The 17,098-nt window shown below is 73.1% G+C and carries 16 protein-coding genes; 4 read left to right on the forward strand and 12 right to left on the reverse strand.

What is annotated here, in order from left to right; translation table 11 throughout:
- Positions 1–5: 5 nt before the first annotated feature.
- Positions 6–1,553, reverse strand: coding sequence for an AMP-binding protein (locus ACOJTC_RS05825; RefSeq protein ID WP_420116063.1), 1,548 nt, complete (start codon positions 1,551–1,553; stop codon positions 6–8).
- 68 nt (positions 1,554–1,621) lie between these two features.
- On the opposite strand from ACOJTC_RS05825, the gene ACOJTC_RS05830 reads away from it, so the two are divergent.
- Positions 1,622–2,602, forward strand: a complete 981-nt coding sequence (locus ACOJTC_RS05830) for an MBL fold metallo-hydrolase (RefSeq protein WP_420116064.1) — start codon at positions 1,622–1,624, stop codon at positions 2,600–2,602.
- Positions 2,603–2,635: 33 nt separating this feature from the next.
- Here ACOJTC_RS05830 and ACOJTC_RS05835 read toward each other — a convergent pair whose 3' ends face one another.
- From ACOJTC_RS05835 to ACOJTC_RS05885, 11 genes are read right to left on the reverse strand one after another with little or no spacing between them, the layout of a single operon-like run.
- Positions 2,636–4,189 (reverse strand): class I adenylate-forming enzyme family protein, encoded by a 1,554-nt coding sequence (locus tag ACOJTC_RS05835; RefSeq protein WP_420116065.1) that lies wholly within the window; start codon positions 4,187–4,189, stop codon positions 2,636–2,638.
- Positions 4,186–5,703, reverse strand: coding sequence for a class I adenylate-forming enzyme family protein (locus tag ACOJTC_RS05840; RefSeq protein WP_420116066.1), 1,518 nt, complete (start codon positions 5,701–5,703; stop codon positions 4,186–4,188). Before ACOJTC_RS05840 ends, ACOJTC_RS05835 begins: the two co-directional genes overlap by 4 nt.
- Complete coding sequence (locus ACOJTC_RS05845) at positions 5,703–6,197, reverse strand: VOC family protein (protein ID WP_067309619.1); 495 nt, start codon at positions 6,195–6,197, stop codon at positions 5,703–5,705. The genes ACOJTC_RS05840 and ACOJTC_RS05845 overlap by 1 nt, the downstream gene beginning before the upstream one ends.
- A 29-nt stretch (positions 6,198–6,226) precedes the next feature.
- The gene (locus tag ACOJTC_RS05850) at positions 6,227–7,147 is read right to left on the reverse strand and encodes an SDR family NAD(P)-dependent oxidoreductase (protein WP_420116067.1); all 921 of its coding nucleotides are present in this window, start codon (positions 7,145–7,147) and stop codon (positions 6,227–6,229) included.
- Positions 7,144–8,328, reverse strand: a complete 1,185-nt coding sequence (locus ACOJTC_RS05855) for an acetyl-CoA acetyltransferase (RefSeq protein ID WP_420116068.1) — start codon at positions 8,326–8,328, stop codon at positions 7,144–7,146. The genes ACOJTC_RS05850 and ACOJTC_RS05855 overlap by 4 nt, the downstream gene beginning before the upstream one ends.
- Complete coding sequence (locus tag ACOJTC_RS05860; RefSeq protein ID WP_420116069.1) at positions 8,318–9,730, reverse strand: zinc ribbon domain-containing protein; 1,413 nt, start codon at positions 9,728–9,730, stop codon at positions 8,318–8,320. Before ACOJTC_RS05860 ends, ACOJTC_RS05855 begins: the two co-directional genes overlap by 11 nt.
- 17 nt (positions 9,731–9,747) lie before the next feature.
- The gene (locus ACOJTC_RS05865; RefSeq protein WP_420116070.1) at positions 9,748–10,539 is read right to left on the reverse strand and encodes an ABC transporter ATP-binding protein; all 792 of its coding nucleotides are present in this window, start codon (positions 10,537–10,539) and stop codon (positions 9,748–9,750) included.
- Positions 10,536–11,426, reverse strand: coding sequence for an ABC transporter permease (locus ACOJTC_RS05870; RefSeq protein WP_204926551.1), 891 nt, complete (start codon positions 11,424–11,426; stop codon positions 10,536–10,538). The genes ACOJTC_RS05865 and ACOJTC_RS05870 overlap by 4 nt, the downstream gene beginning before the upstream one ends.
- Positions 11,427–11,428: 2 nt before the next feature.
- On the reverse strand, positions 11,429–12,352 hold the full coding sequence (locus ACOJTC_RS05875) for an ABC transporter permease (protein WP_420116071.1): 924 nt from the start codon (positions 12,350–12,352) through the stop codon (positions 11,429–11,431).
- Positions 12,349–13,194 carry an ABC transporter ATP-binding protein gene (locus ACOJTC_RS05880; protein ID WP_420116072.1) on the reverse strand — a complete coding sequence of 282 codons (846 nt, stop codon included), beginning with the start codon at positions 13,192–13,194 and terminating at the stop codon, positions 12,349–12,351. Before ACOJTC_RS05880 ends, ACOJTC_RS05875 begins: the two co-directional genes overlap by 4 nt.
- 2 nt (positions 13,195–13,196) lie before the next feature.
- Entirely contained in the window at positions 13,197–14,720 is a 1,524-nt protein-coding gene (locus tag ACOJTC_RS05885; RefSeq protein WP_420116073.1) for an ABC transporter substrate-binding protein, read from the reverse strand.
- A gap of 191 nt (positions 14,721–14,911) precedes the next feature.
- On the opposite strand from ACOJTC_RS05885, the gene ACOJTC_RS05890 reads away from it, so the two are divergent.
- Genes ACOJTC_RS05890 through ACOJTC_RS05900 form a run of 3 tightly spaced genes read left to right on the forward strand, consistent with a single transcriptional unit; the run spans position 14,912 to position 16,976 of the window.
- Positions 14,912–15,649, forward strand: coding sequence for an enoyl-CoA hydratase/isomerase family protein (locus ACOJTC_RS05890; protein WP_420116074.1), 738 nt, complete (start codon positions 14,912–14,914; stop codon positions 15,647–15,649).
- Positions 15,646–16,464: a VOC family protein gene (locus tag ACOJTC_RS05895; RefSeq protein WP_420116075.1), complete on the forward strand. Its 819-nt coding sequence runs from the start codon at positions 15,646–15,648 to the stop codon at positions 16,462–16,464. The genes ACOJTC_RS05890 and ACOJTC_RS05895 overlap by 4 nt, the downstream gene beginning before the upstream one ends.
- A complete protein-coding gene (locus ACOJTC_RS05900) occupies positions 16,461–16,976 on the forward strand; it encodes a flavin reductase family protein (RefSeq protein ID WP_204926557.1) in 516 nt (171 codons plus the stop codon). Before ACOJTC_RS05895 ends, ACOJTC_RS05900 begins: the two co-directional genes overlap by 4 nt.
- Positions 16,977–17,098: the final 122 nt, after the last annotated feature.

Raw genomic sequence — 17,098 nt, forward strand, 5'->3', positions numbered from 1 at the left:
GCCGGTCATGCGCTGGCCTCCTCGGCGGGCACGAGCCGGGCCTTGTAGAGCTTGCCGTTCGGGTCGCGGGGCAACGCGTCGCGCACGACGTAGGACTGCGGGCGCTTCGGTTTGGCCAGCCGCTCGGTGAGGTAGCGGCGTAGCTGCGCGACGGCCGTGTCCGGGTCGGGCGCGGTGTCGGTGAGCACGACGTGCGCCTGGGGCACCTCGCCGAACTCCGGGTCGGGCACCCCGACGACGCCGACGTCGGCGACCCAGTCGTGGCCGATCAGCGCCGCCTCGATCTCGGCCGGGTAGACATTGACCCCGCCGACCAGGATCAGCTCGGCCGCGCGGCCGGTGATGTAGAGGAAGCCGTCGGCGTCGACGTGGCCGACGTCCCAGACGGTCATCAGGCCGTCGCGGCGCGCGCCGTCGGTCTTGCCGGGGTCGTTGTGGTACTCGACCCGGTCGTCGCCCTGGCGCATGTAGACGATGCCGGTCTGCCCGACGGGCACCTCGTTGCCCAGCTCGTCGAGGATGCGCAGGGTGGAGATGGAGGCCGGCCGACCGACCGTGCCCGGGTGGGCCAGCCACTCGTGGGGGCGGGCGACGGTGGTGCCGACCTCGGTCGAGCCGTAGGACTCGTAGACCACCGGGCCGAACCAGTCGAGGATGCGCTGCTTGACCTCGCGCGGGCAGGGTGCCGCGCCGTGCAGCACGTAGCGCAGCGAGGAGAGGTCGTAGCGGTCGCGGACCGCCTCGGGCAGTTGCAGCAGCCGGTAGAAGTGGGTCGGCACCATGCTGGTGCCGGTGACCCGGCGCTCCTGGACCCGGTGCAGGAAGCCCTCCGGCGTCCAGCCGTCCATCAGCACCATCGTGCCGCCGGCGTGCAGAGCGCCCATCGCCGGGGTGATGTTGGCCGAGTGGTACATCGGGGCCGACACCAGCCAGGACGCGAACGCCTCCCGCTCCATCCCGAACTCGCGGAACAGCCAGACGTAGGTCAGCGCGCCGGTGTCGGCGTCGACGCCGCTGAGCGGGCGCTTGACCCCCTTGGGCCGGCCGGTGGTGCCGGAGGTGTACATCATCAGCGAGCCGGCCGGGGTGTCCGCCGGGCTGGTGGCGGGCATGTCGGCGGTGAGCGCCGTGAGCGGTCGGGCCCGGTCGGTGCGGGGGGTGCCGTCGACGAAGACCTGGATGCCGGGCACCGCCGCGGCGGCGTCGAGCACGACGTCCTCGACCCGGGCGGAGCCGACCACCACCCGGGCCTCGCTGTCGGCGAGGATGTAGCCGACCTCGGGGGCGGTCAGGTGGTAGTTCAGGGTGACCAGGTAGAGCCCGGACTGCATGGCCGCGAGATAGAGCGCGACCAGGCCGGGGCTGTTGGTCATGACCGCCGCGACGGTGTCACCGGGCCGCAGGCCCGCGTGCGTACGCAGGCCGTGCGAGATCCGGTTCACCTCGGCGAACAGGTCACCGTAGGAGATCCGCCGGTCATCGGCGGTCACGATCGCGCACAGCTCCGGTTCCGCGGCTGCCCACAGCCGGAACCCGGTCCGCTCCTGGCTCATCGGACTCCTTGAGCTAGATTCCGACCATCCGGTATGTTGGTGTCCCACAGTAAGGGAGCCTCCCGACGATGTCCATACCCGTGAGCGACGCCCACGCCGCCAGCTGGCGGGCCCGCCAGGTGCCGGTCCCCACCCAGGTCGTCGACGGTGTCTGGGCGATTCCGGTCCCCCTGCACGGCAGCGCCCTGCGGTCCATCACCGTCTTCCTGATCACCACCGGCGACGGCCCGGTCCTCGTCGACGCCGGCTACGACCACCCGAGCTGCTGGACGTCGTTCCAACGGTCGGTGGCGTCCATCGGGCAGCGGGTCGACACCATCGCGGCGGTCCTGCTCACCCACAACCACCCCGACCACGTCGGCTTCGCCGACCGGGTACGCGCCGCCTCCGGCGCGCGGGTGGTGATGGGCGCGCCCGACGACTTCACCACCATGCACCGCCGGCGCGGCACCTTCCTCCAGCAGGTACGCACCGCACTCGACCTGACCGGTGCCCCGCCCGACGTCGTCACCGCCATGTACGCCGACGCGGTCGCCGTCGCCGTGCACCAGGAGGACCTGCGGCTCGACATGGCCGTGGAGCACGACACCGAGTTCCGCTTCGGCGACGTGACCGTCCGCGCCCTGCCCGCCCCCGGGCACACCTACGGCCACACCGTCTACGTCGACGCCCGGGGGCTGGTCTTCACCGGTGACACGATGATGGCCGAGGGGCCCACCCAGCTCGCCATCGTCAGCCGCCCCGACGACGACCCGGCCGCCGACCTGTTCGGCACGCTGGCCCGCATCGGCGACCTCGGGGCCGCCATCGCCTGCCCCGCCCACCAGTTCCCCTACCGGAACGTCGCCACCCGCGCGCAGGCGCTCGCCGCGTTCCACCGCGACGAGGTCGAGACGGTCCGGGGGCTGGCACGCGACGGCGACACCGCATGGGACGTCGCCCGGCGGATGACCTGGAAGAAGCCGTGGGACGAGCTGGGCCGGGGCACCCGACGGTTCGCCCTGGTGCACACCCTCGCCCTGCTTCGCCACGCCGCCACCGACAGGTGACGCCGGGGCGGCCCGCCCGGCCCGGCGGCCGGCTCAGTCGCGCCGGGCGTCGTCGTACGTCCAGTCCGGGCGCAGGGTCGAGCGCAGCTCCCGCAGGGTCCGTTTGAGCACCTTGCCGGACGGGTTGGTGGGGAACTCGGGCACCAGGTAGACCTCCTTGGGCACCTTGAACCGGCCGAGTCGCTGCCGGGCGTGCTCGATCAGCGCCTCGGGCGTCAACCCCGGCCGGGCCACCACGAACGCGGCCGGCACCTCCTGCCACGTCGGGTGCGGGGCGGCCACCACCGACGCGGCCAGCACCAGCGGATGGTCGGCCAGCACGTTCTCGATCTCGGCGCTCGACATGTTCTCCCCACCGCTGCGGATCATGTCCTTGAGCCGGTCGCGGATGTAGAGGTAGCCGTCGGCGTCGAAACAGCCGATGTCGCCGGTGTGGAACCAGCCGTCCCGGACCGCAGCGGCGGTCGCCACCGGATCGTCGAGGTAGCCGGGGCTCACCTTCGGGCCCCGCGCGACCACCTCGCCGTGCGCGCCGACCGGCACGTCCGCACCGTCCGGGTCGACCACCCGGACCTGGACCCACGGCACCGGCAGCCCCACCGACCCCTGCTTGGACTCCTGGTGGGCGGCGTCGAGGTAGGTCAGCCCGCTGCACGTCTCGGTGAGGCCGTACCCCTCGATCAGCCGGGCGTTCGGGAACAGCCCCCGGGCCACCCCGAACAGCGCCGAGGTGACCTGCGAGAAGATCAGCCAGCGGACCGACGACAGGTCGGTGCCGGCGGCGGTGGGCTCGCGGCGCACCAGGTCCAGCATGGTCGCCGCCACCACCATGCCGGTGATCCGTTCCGTCTCGATCGCCCGCAGCACGGCCGCCGGCACGAACCGGCGGTGCAGCACCATGGTGCCGCCGACGTGCCAGATGCCGAAGCCGGGCAGGTCGGTGCCGCCGACGTGGTAGAGCGGCGCGGCGTTGAGGATCCGGTCGGTCGGCCGCAGCCCCAGCTCGACGATCTGGGCGTGCATGTTCCGGTTCACGTTGCCGTGGGTGAGCAGCACCCCCTTGGGCAGGCTGGTGGTGCCGGAGGTGTAGACGATCCGTTGCAGGGCCGCGTCGTCCAGGTCGACGTCGGCGACCCGCGCGCCCCGGTGCGTCGCGACGAGCGCCCGCACGTCGGTCCAGCCGTCGTCGACCGGCTCCAGCGCGAAGCGGCGTACGGCCGGCAGGTCGGCGAGGGCGGCGGTGGTGAGCGGGGCGAACTCCGGCACGGTGGCGACCGCCTCGACCCGGGCGTGCGCCAGCAGCCGGGCCAGCTCCCCCGCGGTGAGCCGGTAGTTCAGCGGGACGACGACCGCGCCGAGTTTCGCCAGCGCCAGGCAGAGGAGCAGGAACTCGGGGACGTTGTCCGCGACGACCGCCACCCGGGCGTCCCGGCGTATCCCCTCGGCGACCAGCCCGGCGGCCAGCGCGTTGACGTCGTCGTCGAGCTGCCGGTGGGTCCACCGGCGGTGGGCGAAGACGAGCGCGTCGGCGTCGGCGAACCGGCGGGCGTTGCCGGCCAGCATCGCGGCGAGGTTCGCGGTGCTCACTCCGCCGCCTCGCGCAGCGCCTTCTTCAGCACCTTGCCGGAGTCGTTGCGCGGCAACGACGTCACCAGCTGCACGTACCGGGGGACCTTGTAGCGGGCCAGTTCGGCTAGGCAGTGCGCGCGCAGCTCCTCGGCGGTGCCGGTCGCGCCGTCGCGGAGGATCACGAACGCCTTGGGCACCACGTCCCACCGCGGGTCCGGTACGCCGATCACGGCGACCTCGGCGACGTCGGGATGCTGGGCGAGGACCCGTTCGATCTCGGCGCTGGCGATGTTCTCCCCACCGGACTTGATCAGGTCGGCCCGGCGGTCGACGAACCACAGGTAGCCGTCGGCGTCGATCCGCCCCACGTCGCCGGTGCGGAACCAGCCGTCGCGCCGGCTGCGCCGGTTGGCCTCGTCGTCGTTCCAGTAGCCGGGCGACACCTTCTCCCCCCGGACGATGATCTCCCCCTCGACGTCCGGGCCGACCGGCCGGAAGTGCTCGTCGACGATGCGGATCTGCACCCCGGGGAACGGCGCGCCGAGCGCACCGAGCTTGCTCTGCTCGTGGGCGGCGTCGAGGTAGCAGACCCCGTTGCACAGCTCGGTCATGCCGAACGTGTCGATCAGGCGGACGTGCGGCAGCCGGCGTTTCACCTCCTGCCGCACGTTCGGCGCGACCCCGGCGAACAGCAGGTAGCGCAACGCGGCGAGGTCCGGCGGGTCGTCCAGGTCGAGCAGCCCGAACAGGATCTGGGCGGCCAGCACCATGCCGGTGATCCGCTCCTGCGCGGCGATCCGGGCGATGTCGGTCGGCTTGAACGTCGGGGTGAGCACCATCGTCGCCCCGGCGACGAACGTCGCCAGGCCCGGCGCCTCCAGCCCGCTGACGTGGAACAGCGGCGCGGAGACGAGGATCCGGTCGGCGGCGGTCAACTCCAGTTCGAGGACCTGCGCGAAGTGGTTCGCGGTGAGGTTCCCGCAGGTGTGCACCACCCCCTTGGGGCGCGCCGTGGTGCCCGAGGTGTAGAGCAGCCGGTGCACGTCGGCGGGGCCCCTGTCGGCGTCGGCGACCCGGACGCCGGGTGGCTGACCGGCCAGCAGGTCGGCCAGCCGCCGGGCGTCACCGACGACCGTGTCGCCGTTGGCGACCAGCGTGCGCAGCCCGGTCGTGGCCGCCAGCCGGGCGGCGTCGGCGGCGAAGTCGTCGTCGTAGAGCAGCCCGGTGACGCCGGCCTGGTCGATGACGTACGCCTGCTCGTTGGCGTGCAGCCGCCAGTTCAGCGGCACCGAGACCGCGCCGAGCCGGCTCAGCGCCAGCAGCTCCATGACGTAGGTGGCGGTGTTGCGCCCGAGCACCCCGACCAGGTCGCCGTCGGCGAGGCCGGCGTCGCGCAGGGCGGCGGCGTGCCGGTCCACGTCGGCGTCCAGCTCGGCGTACGTCCAGCGGGCGGCCCCGTCGACCAGGGCTTCGGCGTCGGCGCGGCGCAACGCCTGGCGGCGCAGGGTCTCGGTGAAGTTGCTGCCGCCCATCAGTCGCCGCTCCCCCGCCGCCGGGCCAGGATCTCCTCCCGGGACGGCAGCGACACGAACTCCAGCAGGTTGCCGTCGAGATCGCGGGCGGCGAACGCGGTGATGTACCCGTAGTTGTCCAGCAGCACCCGGTTCGGCGCGGACAGGCACTGCGCGCCCAGCTCGGTCAGCCGCCGGTGCAGGTCGTCCAGCTCGTCCAGGGGCACCTCGAAGCTGAGCAGGAAGGTGCCCAGCTCCAGGTGACCGGCGGTGGCGGTACGGGTCTTCACCCCGTTCCACTCGATGAGTTCGAGCTGGCCGACCCGGCTGGGCCCCTGGAGGTACTGGACCCGGCCGGTGGTGCCCGCGGGCAACCCCAGCGACACCTCGATCCCCGGCCCGCCGACGTCGGTACGCAGCGTCCGGCGGTAGCCCAGGGCGCGTTCGTAGAAGTCCGCGGCACGGTCGACGTCCGAGACGGTCATGGCCACGTGGTGCACTTCGCTGACCGGCATGATGCCTGCCTTCCGATGGGGTTCGCGGTTCAGGCGGACGGTCCGGACGGCCCGCCGAGGACCCGTTGGATCAGGGTGACCTCGTCGGCGCCACTGTCCGGCACGATGAAGTCGTCGAGTCGGCAGATCTCGTCCACCGCGCCGAGCACGTCGTCGGGCGAGGCCGGGGTGGGCCCGCCGTACCAGCCGGGGGTGACGCCCAGGAAGATCCGCCCGACCCGGCCGCCGCCCACGGTGAGGATGTGCCGGTTGAGCTGGCACTGCTCGGAGGCGAGGAAGGTCGCCACGGCGGCCACGTGCTGCGGGTCGAAGCGGTCGGTCAGCTCGCCGAGCAGGTTCTCGGTCATCCGGGTCGCGGCGGTCGGCGCGATCGCGTTGACCAGGATGCCCCGGCGGGCCCCCTCCAGCGCGAGCACGTTCATCAGCCCGATCAGGCCGGCCTTGGCCGCGCCGTAGTTGGCCTGACCGAAGTTGCCGAACAGGCCGGACGACGAACTGGTCAGCACGATCCGGCCGTACCCCTGGGCGACCAGGTGCGGCCAGGCGGGCCGCAGCACGTGGAACGCCCCGGCCAGGTGCACGTCGAGCACCGCGCTGACGTCCTCGTCGGACATCTTGGCAAGCGTCCGGTCCCGCAGGATGCCGGCGTTGTGGATGACCGCGTCGAGCCGGCCGTACGTGTCGATGGCCCGGCCGACCAGGTCGGCCCCCCCGGCGGCGGTGGCCACCGAGTCGGTGGAGGCGACGGCGGTGCCGCCGGCCGCGCGGATCTCGGCAACGACCTGTTCGGCGGCGCCTGAGGAACCGGAGCCGTCGACCGTCCCGCCGAGGTCGTTGACGACCACCGACGCGCCGCGTGCGGCGAGGGTCAGCGCGTGCGCCCGGCCGATGCCGTTGCCTGCGCCGGTGACGACGACGACCCGGCCGTCGAGGGTGACCCGGGCGCTCATCGCTCGTTCCCCAGGACCGCCACGAACGCGACGCAGGAGCCCGGTTGCCCACCGAGGTTCTGGGCGACCGCCAACCGGGCGTCAGGCACCTGCCGAGCGCCGGCCTCCCCCCGCAACTGGGTGAAGCACTCGAACATCATCCGCAGCCCGGTCGCGCCGATCGGGTGGCCGAACGACTTGAGCCCGCCGTCGGTGTTGACCGGCAACGCCCCGTCGGCGTCGTAACGGCCGTCGAGGATGTCCCGCCACGCCTTGCCGCGGGCGGAGAAGCCCAGGTCCTCCATCAGCACCACCTCCGTCGGGGTGAAACAGTCGTGCACCTCGGCCAGCGAGATCTGCGCCGCCGGGTCGGTCACCCCGGCCTGCTCGTACGCCTCGCGGGCGGCGGCGACCACCTCGGGGAAGGTGGTGAAGTCGTAGCCGTCGGCGGCCAGCCCCGACCCGGAGCCGGCGACGAAGCTCATCCCGCGCAGGTAGACCGGTTTGTCGGTGTACCGGTGGGCGTCCTCGGCCCGGACCAGGATCGCCGCCGCCGCGCCGTCGGAGACGCCCGAGCAGTCCATGACACCGAGCTGCCCGGCGATGCGCGGGGACCGCTCCACCGTCTCGGCGGTCACCGCCCGACGGAACTGGGCGCGGTCGTTGCGGGCGCCGTTGGCGTGGTTCTTCACCGCGACCCGGGTCATCGCGGCGCGCATCTGTCGCTCGTCGACCCCGTACGCCGCCTGGTAGGCGGGGGCGAGCAGGGAGAAGCCGGCCGGGGCGGTCCAGTCGACGTCGGTGCCGTCGGCGGGTGGGAACACCGCCGACAGCCCGGAGTACGAGGAGTCCTTCAGCTTCTCCACCCCGGTCGCCATCACCATGTCGTACGCGCCGGAGGCGACGGCGAAGGCGGCGTTGCGCAGGGCCTCCGAGCCGGTGGCGCAGTAGTTCTCCACCCGGGTCACCGGCTTGCCGGTCAGCCGCAGCGGGCGGGCGAGGGTCTGCCCGGACATGCCCGAGCCCTGGGTGCCGACCCAGAACGCGTCGACGTCGTCGAGGGTGACGTCGGGCAGCGACCCGACGCACTCCTGCACGGCGTCGACGAGCAGGTCGTCGGCGGAGGAGTTCCAGTGGTCCCGGAACGGGGTGCAGCCCATCGCGACGATCGCGACGTCGTGGGTGGTGCGCCTACTGGCCATCGGCGGTGTCCTTCCCTGGCGCGGCGTCGGCGGGTGCCGGGCGGAGCTTCCAGAAGTAGTTGTGGATCGAGTCGGTGGTCCAGAGCCGCCGGAACACGGGGGTCATCGCCATCCCCACCGCCACGTCGGCGGGTGCCGCGTCGGTGGCGTACGCGCTGAGTCGGCCACCGCCGTCGACGTCGGCGACGACGATCGCGACCTCCGGTTCCGGCATGGTGGTCAGGTGGTCGCGGGTCACCGAGACCACCCGGGCGGTGCGGTCGCGCAGCGACACCGGGGCGGTGCCGGACCCGGCGACGCCGCAGGAGGCGCAGACCCGCCCGGGGGGTGTGGTGACCCGGCCGCAGGCGTCGCACCGGCTGCCCTCCAGCCGGTACTTCCAGCCGGCCCGGCGGTGCATGGGCGGGGCGGCCGGGGCCGGGGAGGCCGGTCGGGCCGGGCCCTGCACGTCGAGCAGCCCCCGCCAGCGCAGGTACCGGCCGTAGCCGAGGCGCTGCCGGGCGGCGAGCTGGGCGCGGACCGTCGGCCCGCCCCGGGCGGCGCGGACGCCGTCGCCGACCCGCAGCACGAACGCGTCGGCACCCTCGGTGGCCGACAGCAGCAGGATGGTCTGCCCGGGTTCGGCCTCGTCGAGGGCGGCGGCGAGCAGCAGGCCGGGGTGGGCGACGCCGGTGAAGCCGGTGGCCCGTTCGACGGTCACGTCCTGCCCGGTGCCGCCGAGCGCCTTGCGTAGCGCCGCCGCCGCACGGGGGTTCGACGACGACACGACGACCTGGTCGACGGCGTCGAGGGACGCCTGCGCCAAGGCCCGGCGGGCGGCGTCGAGGCCGGCGGCGACGAGGATCTCGGCGGTGAACCGTTCGTCCCAGACCCGGTCGTGCCGTTCGCCGGGCAGCCGCCAGCGGTCCAGCAGCTCGGTGGTGTGGCCGGCGCGGGCGAGGAGCACGGCGGCCCGGCCGCCGCCGGCGAACGCCGTGGCGGCGTCGCCCTGGGCCAGTTCGTCGGGGGCCCCGGGGCGGGTGGTACGCACGTCGGCCAGGGCCGCGGTGGCGACACCCCGCAGGACCAGGTCGAGGGCGGACGCGCCGGCCCGGTGGCCGCGCAGGTCGAGGGCGGTGACGCCGGGGTCGAGGCCCAGCGCCTCGTGGACCACCCCGGCGGACGTCTTCGTCTCGTACGGTGCGCTGGTGGTGGCCAGCAGCAGGTGCCGCCCGGCCGGGGTGTCGGCGGCGATGTGCCGCAGCGCCTCGACGGCCATGGTGACGGCGTCCTCGTCGTAGCCGGCGACGCTACGGGTGGGGCCGCCGGCACGGGCCGGCACGGTCGGGTCGAGCCTGGTGTCGTCGAGCGCGTACGCCGGGAGGTAGGCCGCGTAGGCGTCGATGCCGGGTTGCTCGGGCATGGGTCGCGGGTTCTCCTTCAGCTCCACGAGGGGATGGCGGCGAGCAGGCGTCGGGTGTACTCCTGCTGCGGTCGGTCCAGCACGGTCAGGGCGTCGCCCTGTTCGACGACCCGCCCGCCGCTCATCACCGCGATCCGGTCGCACAGGTCGCTGGCGAGCATCAGGTCGTGGGTGACGAAGAGCAGGCCGATGCCGAGTTCGTCGACGAGGGTGCGGAACAGGTCGACGACCTTGGTCTGGGTGGTGACGTCCAGGGCGGTGGTGCACTCGTCGGCGATCACCAGCGCGGGGCGGGTGACGACGGCGAGCCCGATGGCGACCCGCTGCCGCAGGCCGCCGGAGAGCTGGTGCGGGTAGCTGGCCAGTACCCGGCCGGGGTCGTCGATGCGCATCTGGGCCAGCACCTCCACCGAGCGGCGTTCCACCTCGGCGCGGGTGATGTCCCGGACGTGGCGGCGCAGCACCTCGGCGAGCTGGGTGCGGACCTTCAGCAGCGGGTTCAGCGACCGGGACGCGTCCTGGAAGACCATGCCGACGGCGCTGCCCCGGACCCGCGCGGTGCGGTCGACGCCGGGGGCCACCACCTGCTCGTCGCCGATGGTGACGGTGCCCCGGTCGACCCGGACGTTGCGGTCGAGCAGGCCGACGACGGCGCGGGCCAGGGTGGTCTTGCCGCTGCCGGACTCGCCGACGACGCCGACGATCTGGCCCCGGCGGATCTCCAGGTCGACGTCGTCGAGCAGGGTCAGGTCGCCGGCGGCGAGCCGGGCGGTGATGGACAGTCCGGAGAGTGTCAGCAGGGCGCTCATCGCCGCCTCTTCCGTGGGTCGTGGTGGGTGAGCAGCGCGTCGCCGAGCAGGTTCACCAGCAGCACCAGCACGGTGATGGCGAGGCCGGGGAAGAAGGCGATCCACCAGGCCTGGCTCAGTTCGTCCTGGCCGGAGGCGAGCATCGAGCCCCAGCTGTTCATCGGCGGCACCACGCCCAGGCCGAGGAAGCTCAGCGCGCTCTCGACCAGGATCGCGGTGCCGACCTGGAGGGTGCCGAGCGCGACGATGGTGCCGGCGAGGTTGGGCAGGATGTGCCGGAAGACGATCCGGGGTTCGGACGCACCGGCGGCGCGCAGGCCGACGACGAACTGGCGTTCCCGGATGGCCAGGGTGGCGGCGCGGGTGACCCGGGCGCACACCGCCCAGCCGGTGAGCGCCAGCACCAGGAACAGCACCGGCAGGGAGCTGCCCCGGTTGGCGATGATGGCGAGGGCGACCAGGATGAACGGCAGGGCGAGCTGGGCGTCGATGAGGATCGAGATGACCCGGTCGACCCAGCCCCGGAAGTAGCCGGCCAGCAGGCCGAGCAGCGTGCCGGGGCCGATCGCGACGAGCGCGCCGACCAGGCCGATCACGATGGTCAGCCGGCCGGCGGAGACGAACTGGGTGAGCAGGTCCTGGCCGAGCTTGTCGGTGCCGAGGGGGTGCGCCCAGCTGCCGCCGGACAGGAACGCGGGCGGCCGGCGGGTCGCGTCGAGGTCCTGGCCGCCGTCGGGCAGCAGCCCGGTCAGCGGCAGCACGAACACCGCGACGGCGGTCACCGCCAGCGGCAGGGCCAGCCAGAACACCGAGGTACGCGCCCGGCGGCCGGCCCGGCGCGGTGGCGACACCGGGGCGGTGACCGGGTCGAGTTCGAGTTGGCTCATGCTCACCGCACCCTCGGGTCGACGATCGAGTGCAGGACGTCGACGAGCAGGTTCAGCAGCACGAACACCAGCGCGCCGAACACCACGATCGCCTGCACCAGCGGGAAGTCGCGGAACTGGATGGCCTGCAACGCGAGCTGGCCGAGACCGGGCCAGGAGTAGACGTACTCGACGGCGACCGCGCCGGAGAGCAGGATGCCGGTCTGGAGCACCACGATGGTGAGGATCGGCATCATGGCGTTGGTGAAGGCGTGCCGCCAGATCACCCGGCGGGTGCTGATGCCCCGGGCGCGGGCGGAGTCGATGTAGGGCTCGGCCAGCGCGTCGCTCATCGAGGCGCGGGTGAGCCGGGCGATGTGCGCCATCGGGTAGACCGACATGGTCAGCGCGGGGAGGATCAGGTGTCTCGGGCTGCCGGACTGGCCGGCGGGCAGCCAGCCGAGTTTGACGGCGAACAGCACCACCAGCATCATGCCGAACCAGAAGACCGGCACGGATTGGCCGAGCAGGGCGAGGGTGGAGGCCCCCCGGTCCCACCAGGTGCCCTCCCGGGTGGCCGCGAGCACCCCGAGCGGCACGCCGACCAGCAGGGCGAGGGCCATGCCCGCGCCGACCAGTTGCAGCGTGTACGGCAGCCGGTCGGCGATCATCGCGGTGTTCGACTGGTAGAACTGCAACGACTGGCCGAGGTCGCCGGTGAACACGCCCTTGAGGTAGTCGAGGTACTGCACGACGACGGGCAGGTCCAGGCCCAGCTCGTGGCGCAGCGCCTCGCGTTGCTCGGGTGGGGCCAACGGGCCGAGGATGGTGGCGGTCGGGTCGCCGGAGAGCCGGCCGAGTAGGAACGCCAGGCTGAGCGCGATGAGCAGCGAGGCGAACAGCGACGCGAGCCGGCCGCCGACGCGGCGTACGGTGCTGGCCTTCATCGGCGGGACCTCCAGCGCGCGCCGGGCATCGCGGCGAGCAGTTCGCGGGTGTAGTCGTTCTCGGGGGTACCGAAGACCCGGTCGCAGGGTCCCGCCTCGACGACCCGGCCCCGGTACATCACGTGCACGACGTCGCAGAGCGAACGGACCACGGCCAGGTCGTGACTGATCATCAGCAACGCCGCGCCGGTGGTGGCCCGGATCTGCCGTAGCAGGGCCAACACGTCGGCCTGCACGGAGACGTCGAGGCCGGAGGTCGGTTCGTCGGCGACGATGAGGCGGGGACGCATCAGCAGCGCGCGGGCGATGCAGACCCGCTGCGCCTGGCCCCCGGAGAGCTGGTGGGGGTAGCGGTCGAGCAGGTCCGGCGCGAGCCGGACCCGGCCGAGCAGGTCGGCGTCGTCGATCCAGGAGGTCCGTTCGGGTTGCAGCGCCCGCAGCTCCCGCAGCCCGGAGCGGACCGACTGGCGGGGGTCGAGCGAGCCGTGCGGGTCCTGGAAGACCACCTGCACCTCGGGGCGCAGCCGGCGCAGCTGGGTGCGGCTGACCGCCGCGAGCGAGTGACCGAGCAGCCGGATGTCGCCCCGGCCGCGCGGGCCGAGCCCGGTGGCGGCCATCGCGAGGGTGGTCTTGCCGGAGCCGGACTCGCCGACGACGGCGACGCTCTCGCCGGCCGCGATGCGCAGTGACACCTGGTCGACCGCGCGGAACAGCGTGCCGGTGCCGCCGTCGCGGTGCTCGACGACGAGGTCGTCGACCTCCAGCACGGGGGTGTCCGACTCCGGGGTGCGGGGGTGCCGGGCGAGGTCGCCCGCCCCCCCCGTCTCCGCTGCCTCGGACATCGTCAGCGGGTCGCCTTCGTGAAGTCCACGGTGTTCAGCGGGCCGAACACCACGCCGGAGACGCCGGGGCCGGTCGCGTAGTTGAACACCTGCCGGTACAGCGGCACGTAGCAGTGCTTCTGGACCACGCCGATCGTGTTGAGCTGCTCGTAGAGCGGGGCGGCCTGCTGGGCGTCGTTCTGTTCCAGCGCCTGTTGGGCCAGGGTGTCGATCTGCGGGTCGGGGCAGTTACCGGTGATCGACTTGGTCTTCATGAAGCCGCTGACGAAGTAGTCGGGCACGGCGACGTTCGGCACCCCGGCGAAGATCGACAGGCCGGGCACCTGGCGGCCGACGATCCGCTTGACCAGCGTGCCGTAGTCCAGCGGCACGTAGCTGACCTTGAAACCGGCCTTCTCCAGGCTGCCACCGACGGCCTGGGACACCTCTTCGATGTTGGTGTACTGGGCAGCCGGGTAGGTGATCTGCACGGTCGGGGTCGCCCCGCTGAGGAGTTCCTTGGCCTTGGCGGCGTCGGCGGTCACGCTCTGCGTCGGCTGCTGACCGGGCTTGACGTTGAGCAGGCCGGCGTCGGCGACCGCCTGCCCGTCGAAGATGCCCTTGACGATGGCGTCGCGGTCGATGGCCAGGGCCGCCGCCTCGCGCAGCTTGGGGTCGTCGAACGGCGCCTTCGTGGAGTCGAGGAACGCGATGATCTTCATGGCGGTCTCGGTGCTGACCACCTCGACCCCGGCGGCCTTGGCGGCGCTGGCCTGGGCCGGCGGCAGGTCGAAGGAGACGTCCACGCTCTTGCTCTGGATCAGCGCGAGCCGCTGGGCGGCCTCGTTGGCCCAGGTGAAGGTGACGCCCTCGTTGGTCGCCTTGGTGCCCCAGTAGTCGGGGTTGCGCTTGACCGAGATGTCGCGGCCGGCGTTCGCGCCCGACCAGACGTACGGGCCGGTGCCGACGGGTGCGGCGGCGAAGCCCTCCGAGCCCTTCTCCTGGTAGTACTTCGGCGGCACCAGGTAGACGGTGGTGAGCAGGTCGGGGATGTCGTACTGCGGGGTCTTGGTCTTGACCACGACCGTGGTGGCGTCGGGCGCCTCGATTCCGGTGACGTTGCCGAAGTACGTCTTGAGCTGCGAGGCCGCGCTGTCGCGGGTGAGCGTGATGGTGTTGGCGACCGCCGCCGCGTCGGCCTTCTCGCCGTTGCTGAAGCTGATGTCGGGCCGGACCTTGAACGTCCAGGTCGTGGCGTCGGTACGGGTCCAGCTCGTGACCAGGCCGGTGTCGGTCGGCGCGAGGTCGCTACCGGTGTTGATCAGGGGTTCGAGCATCGTCGCCCAGACGATCTGGGCGGAGCGCGCGCCGACGATCGGGTCGAGGGTCGCCGGCTGGGCGGCCAGCAGCGCCCGGATGGGCGCGGTGCGGGACGAGCCGGTGTCGTCGGAATCGGAGCCGCCGCACCCGGTGAGGCCGGCGCCCACGACGGCCAGGGCCGCGGCCAGTGCCAGGGAGCGCCGGGAGCGCAGGGATTTCATGATCATCATGGGTGTCCTTCACTGCGATGGACCCGTTCTGTCTCCGCGTGAGGCGGCGGTGACGTTCGCCACAAAGTACCGACCAGCCGGTATCAAGTCAACGGGTCGACCGGGTATCTCGCTCGTGACATTCGCGTGACAAAGGCCCGCCGGCCAGCACCGTTGTGTTCATACCGACCGGTTTGTATGATACCGCGGTGACCATCACCCTCACCCATGGGCACGACGGCCGCCTCGCCCGGATCCGCTACGACAACGCGGCGCGCGGCAACTGTTTCGACACCACGACGCTGCACCGGCTCGTCGACACCCTGGAGACCGCCGCCGACGACGCGACCTGCGCGGACATCCGTCTCGACATGGCCGGGCGGCACTTCTGCGCCGGCTGGGACACCTCCTCCTTCACCGCGCTGGCCGGGGCCACCCGGGAGGAGGTGGCTGCCGACCTGCGCGCCAGCGACACCGCGTTGCAGCGCATCCGCCGGCTCCCGGTGCCCGTCGTCGCCGCCGTGCGGGGACGGATCATCGGGTTCGGCGTCGGCCTGCTCAGCGCCGTACACCTGCCGGTCGCCGCCGCCGACGCCCGGCTGTCGCTGCCGGAGGCACGCTACGGCTTCGCCCCCGCCGGGGTGGGCCACACCATCGCCCGGTCGGTGCCCCGGCCGCACGCCTACCACCTGCTCACCGGGGTGGCGGAGGCGACCGCCGGGCAACTGCGCGACTGGGGCCTGGTGGCCCGGGTGGTCCCCGACGACGAGCTGGACGGGGCCGTCGACGAGCTCGTCGACGCCCTGCTGGCCGTGCCGGGGGCGACCCTGCGGGCGGTGGTCGGCGTCGTCGAGTCGAGCCTGACCACCGGGACCGCCGACCAGGCGTACGACATCTCGGCCCGCACGATCGTCGCGGGCCCGGCCACCAGGGGGGCAACCGGATGAGACCACGATTCCAGCCCGGCGAGGCGGTCTGGGTGGAGCTGTGCACACCCGACCCGGCGCAGGCCGAGACCTTCTACGCCGCGCTGCTCGGCTGGACGGTCCGCGCCGAACGCCTCGGCGGCACCACCTACCGGATGTGCAGCATCGACGGGCGGGACGTCGCCGGGATCTCCGACGCCGCCGCCCTGCACGGCGACCGCCCCCGGGGCTGGCTCACCTACTTCGCCGTCGACGACATCGCCGCGTCCGCCCGGCAGGCGGTGGCGCTCGGCGGTGAGCTGGTCGCGCCGCCGCGCTACCTGCCGGCGGCGGGCACCGGCGCGGCGGTGATCGACCCGTTCGGCGCGGCCGTCGGCCGCTACCAGGGTGAGTCGCGCGTCGGCGTCCAGGCGGTCAACTCGGTCGGGGCGCTGTGCTGGAACGAGTTGGACACCGGTGAGCCGGCCGAGGCGGTGGCCTACTACCGCGCGCTGTTCGGCTACACCACCCAGCAGCGCGACGACTCGCCGACGGCCCGGCCCTACCCCGTGCTGATGCTCGCCGACGTGCCGGTCGCCGGGGTACTCGAACTCGACAGCGCCTGGCCGAACCCCATCCCGTCGACGTGGGTCACCTACTTCGCCGTCGCCTCCCTCGACGACGCGCTGGCCCGGGTGACCGCCCTGGGCGGCAAGCCGACCGTCGGGCCGGTCGACACCCCGCACGGACGGCTGCACCTGGTGAAGGACCCGGGTGGGCACACCCTGTGCCTGATCCAGCTCGACACCGGGCTGCGTCCCGACCACGACTCCTGCGACCCGGCGGTGACCCGATGATGGCCGAGCCCCTGTTCGACTCCGCCGAGTTCCGTCAGGTGTGCGGGCACTTCCCCACCGGTGTGACGGCGGTGACCGCGGTGACCGCCGGGGGCGCCGTCGCCGCGCTGACCGTGAACTCGTTCACCTCGGTCTCGCTGCACCCGGCGAAGGTGCTGTTCTGCGTCACCAGTTTCTCGTCGAGCTTCCCGGTGCTGATGGACGCCCACCGGATCGCCGTGCACATCCTCAGCCAGGACCAGGAGGACGTGGCCCGGCGGTTCGCCACCTCCGGGCTGTCCGGGGAGCAACGGCTCGACGGGGTGTCCTGGGTGCCCGGCCCCGACGGCGTCCCGCTGCTGCCCGACACCCCGGCGATCCTGGCCGGACGACGCGACGAGGTGATCACCAGCGGCGACCACGTGATCGTCCTGATCGACGTCGACCGGGTCCACCTGAAGCCCACCGACGTGCCGGCGCTGTCGTTCTACCGGGGCCGGTTCGTCGCGCCGTCGCGCACGATGACCGAGTGACCGCCGGCCGCCGGGCCGGGTGACCGCCGGCCCGGGGGGGGGGGGCGGTAGGCGCGCGCCCCGCGGGGGGGGGGGCGGGCGGCCGCCCGGGGGGGGGGGGGCGCGGCCCCCCCCGCGCCCGG

The sequence above is a fragment of the Micromonospora sp. genome, from assembly GCF_048594385.1.
In the GTDB taxonomy this organism is placed as follows: Bacteria; Actinomycetota; Actinomycetes; order Mycobacteriales; family Micromonosporaceae; genus Micromonospora; species Micromonospora wenchangensis.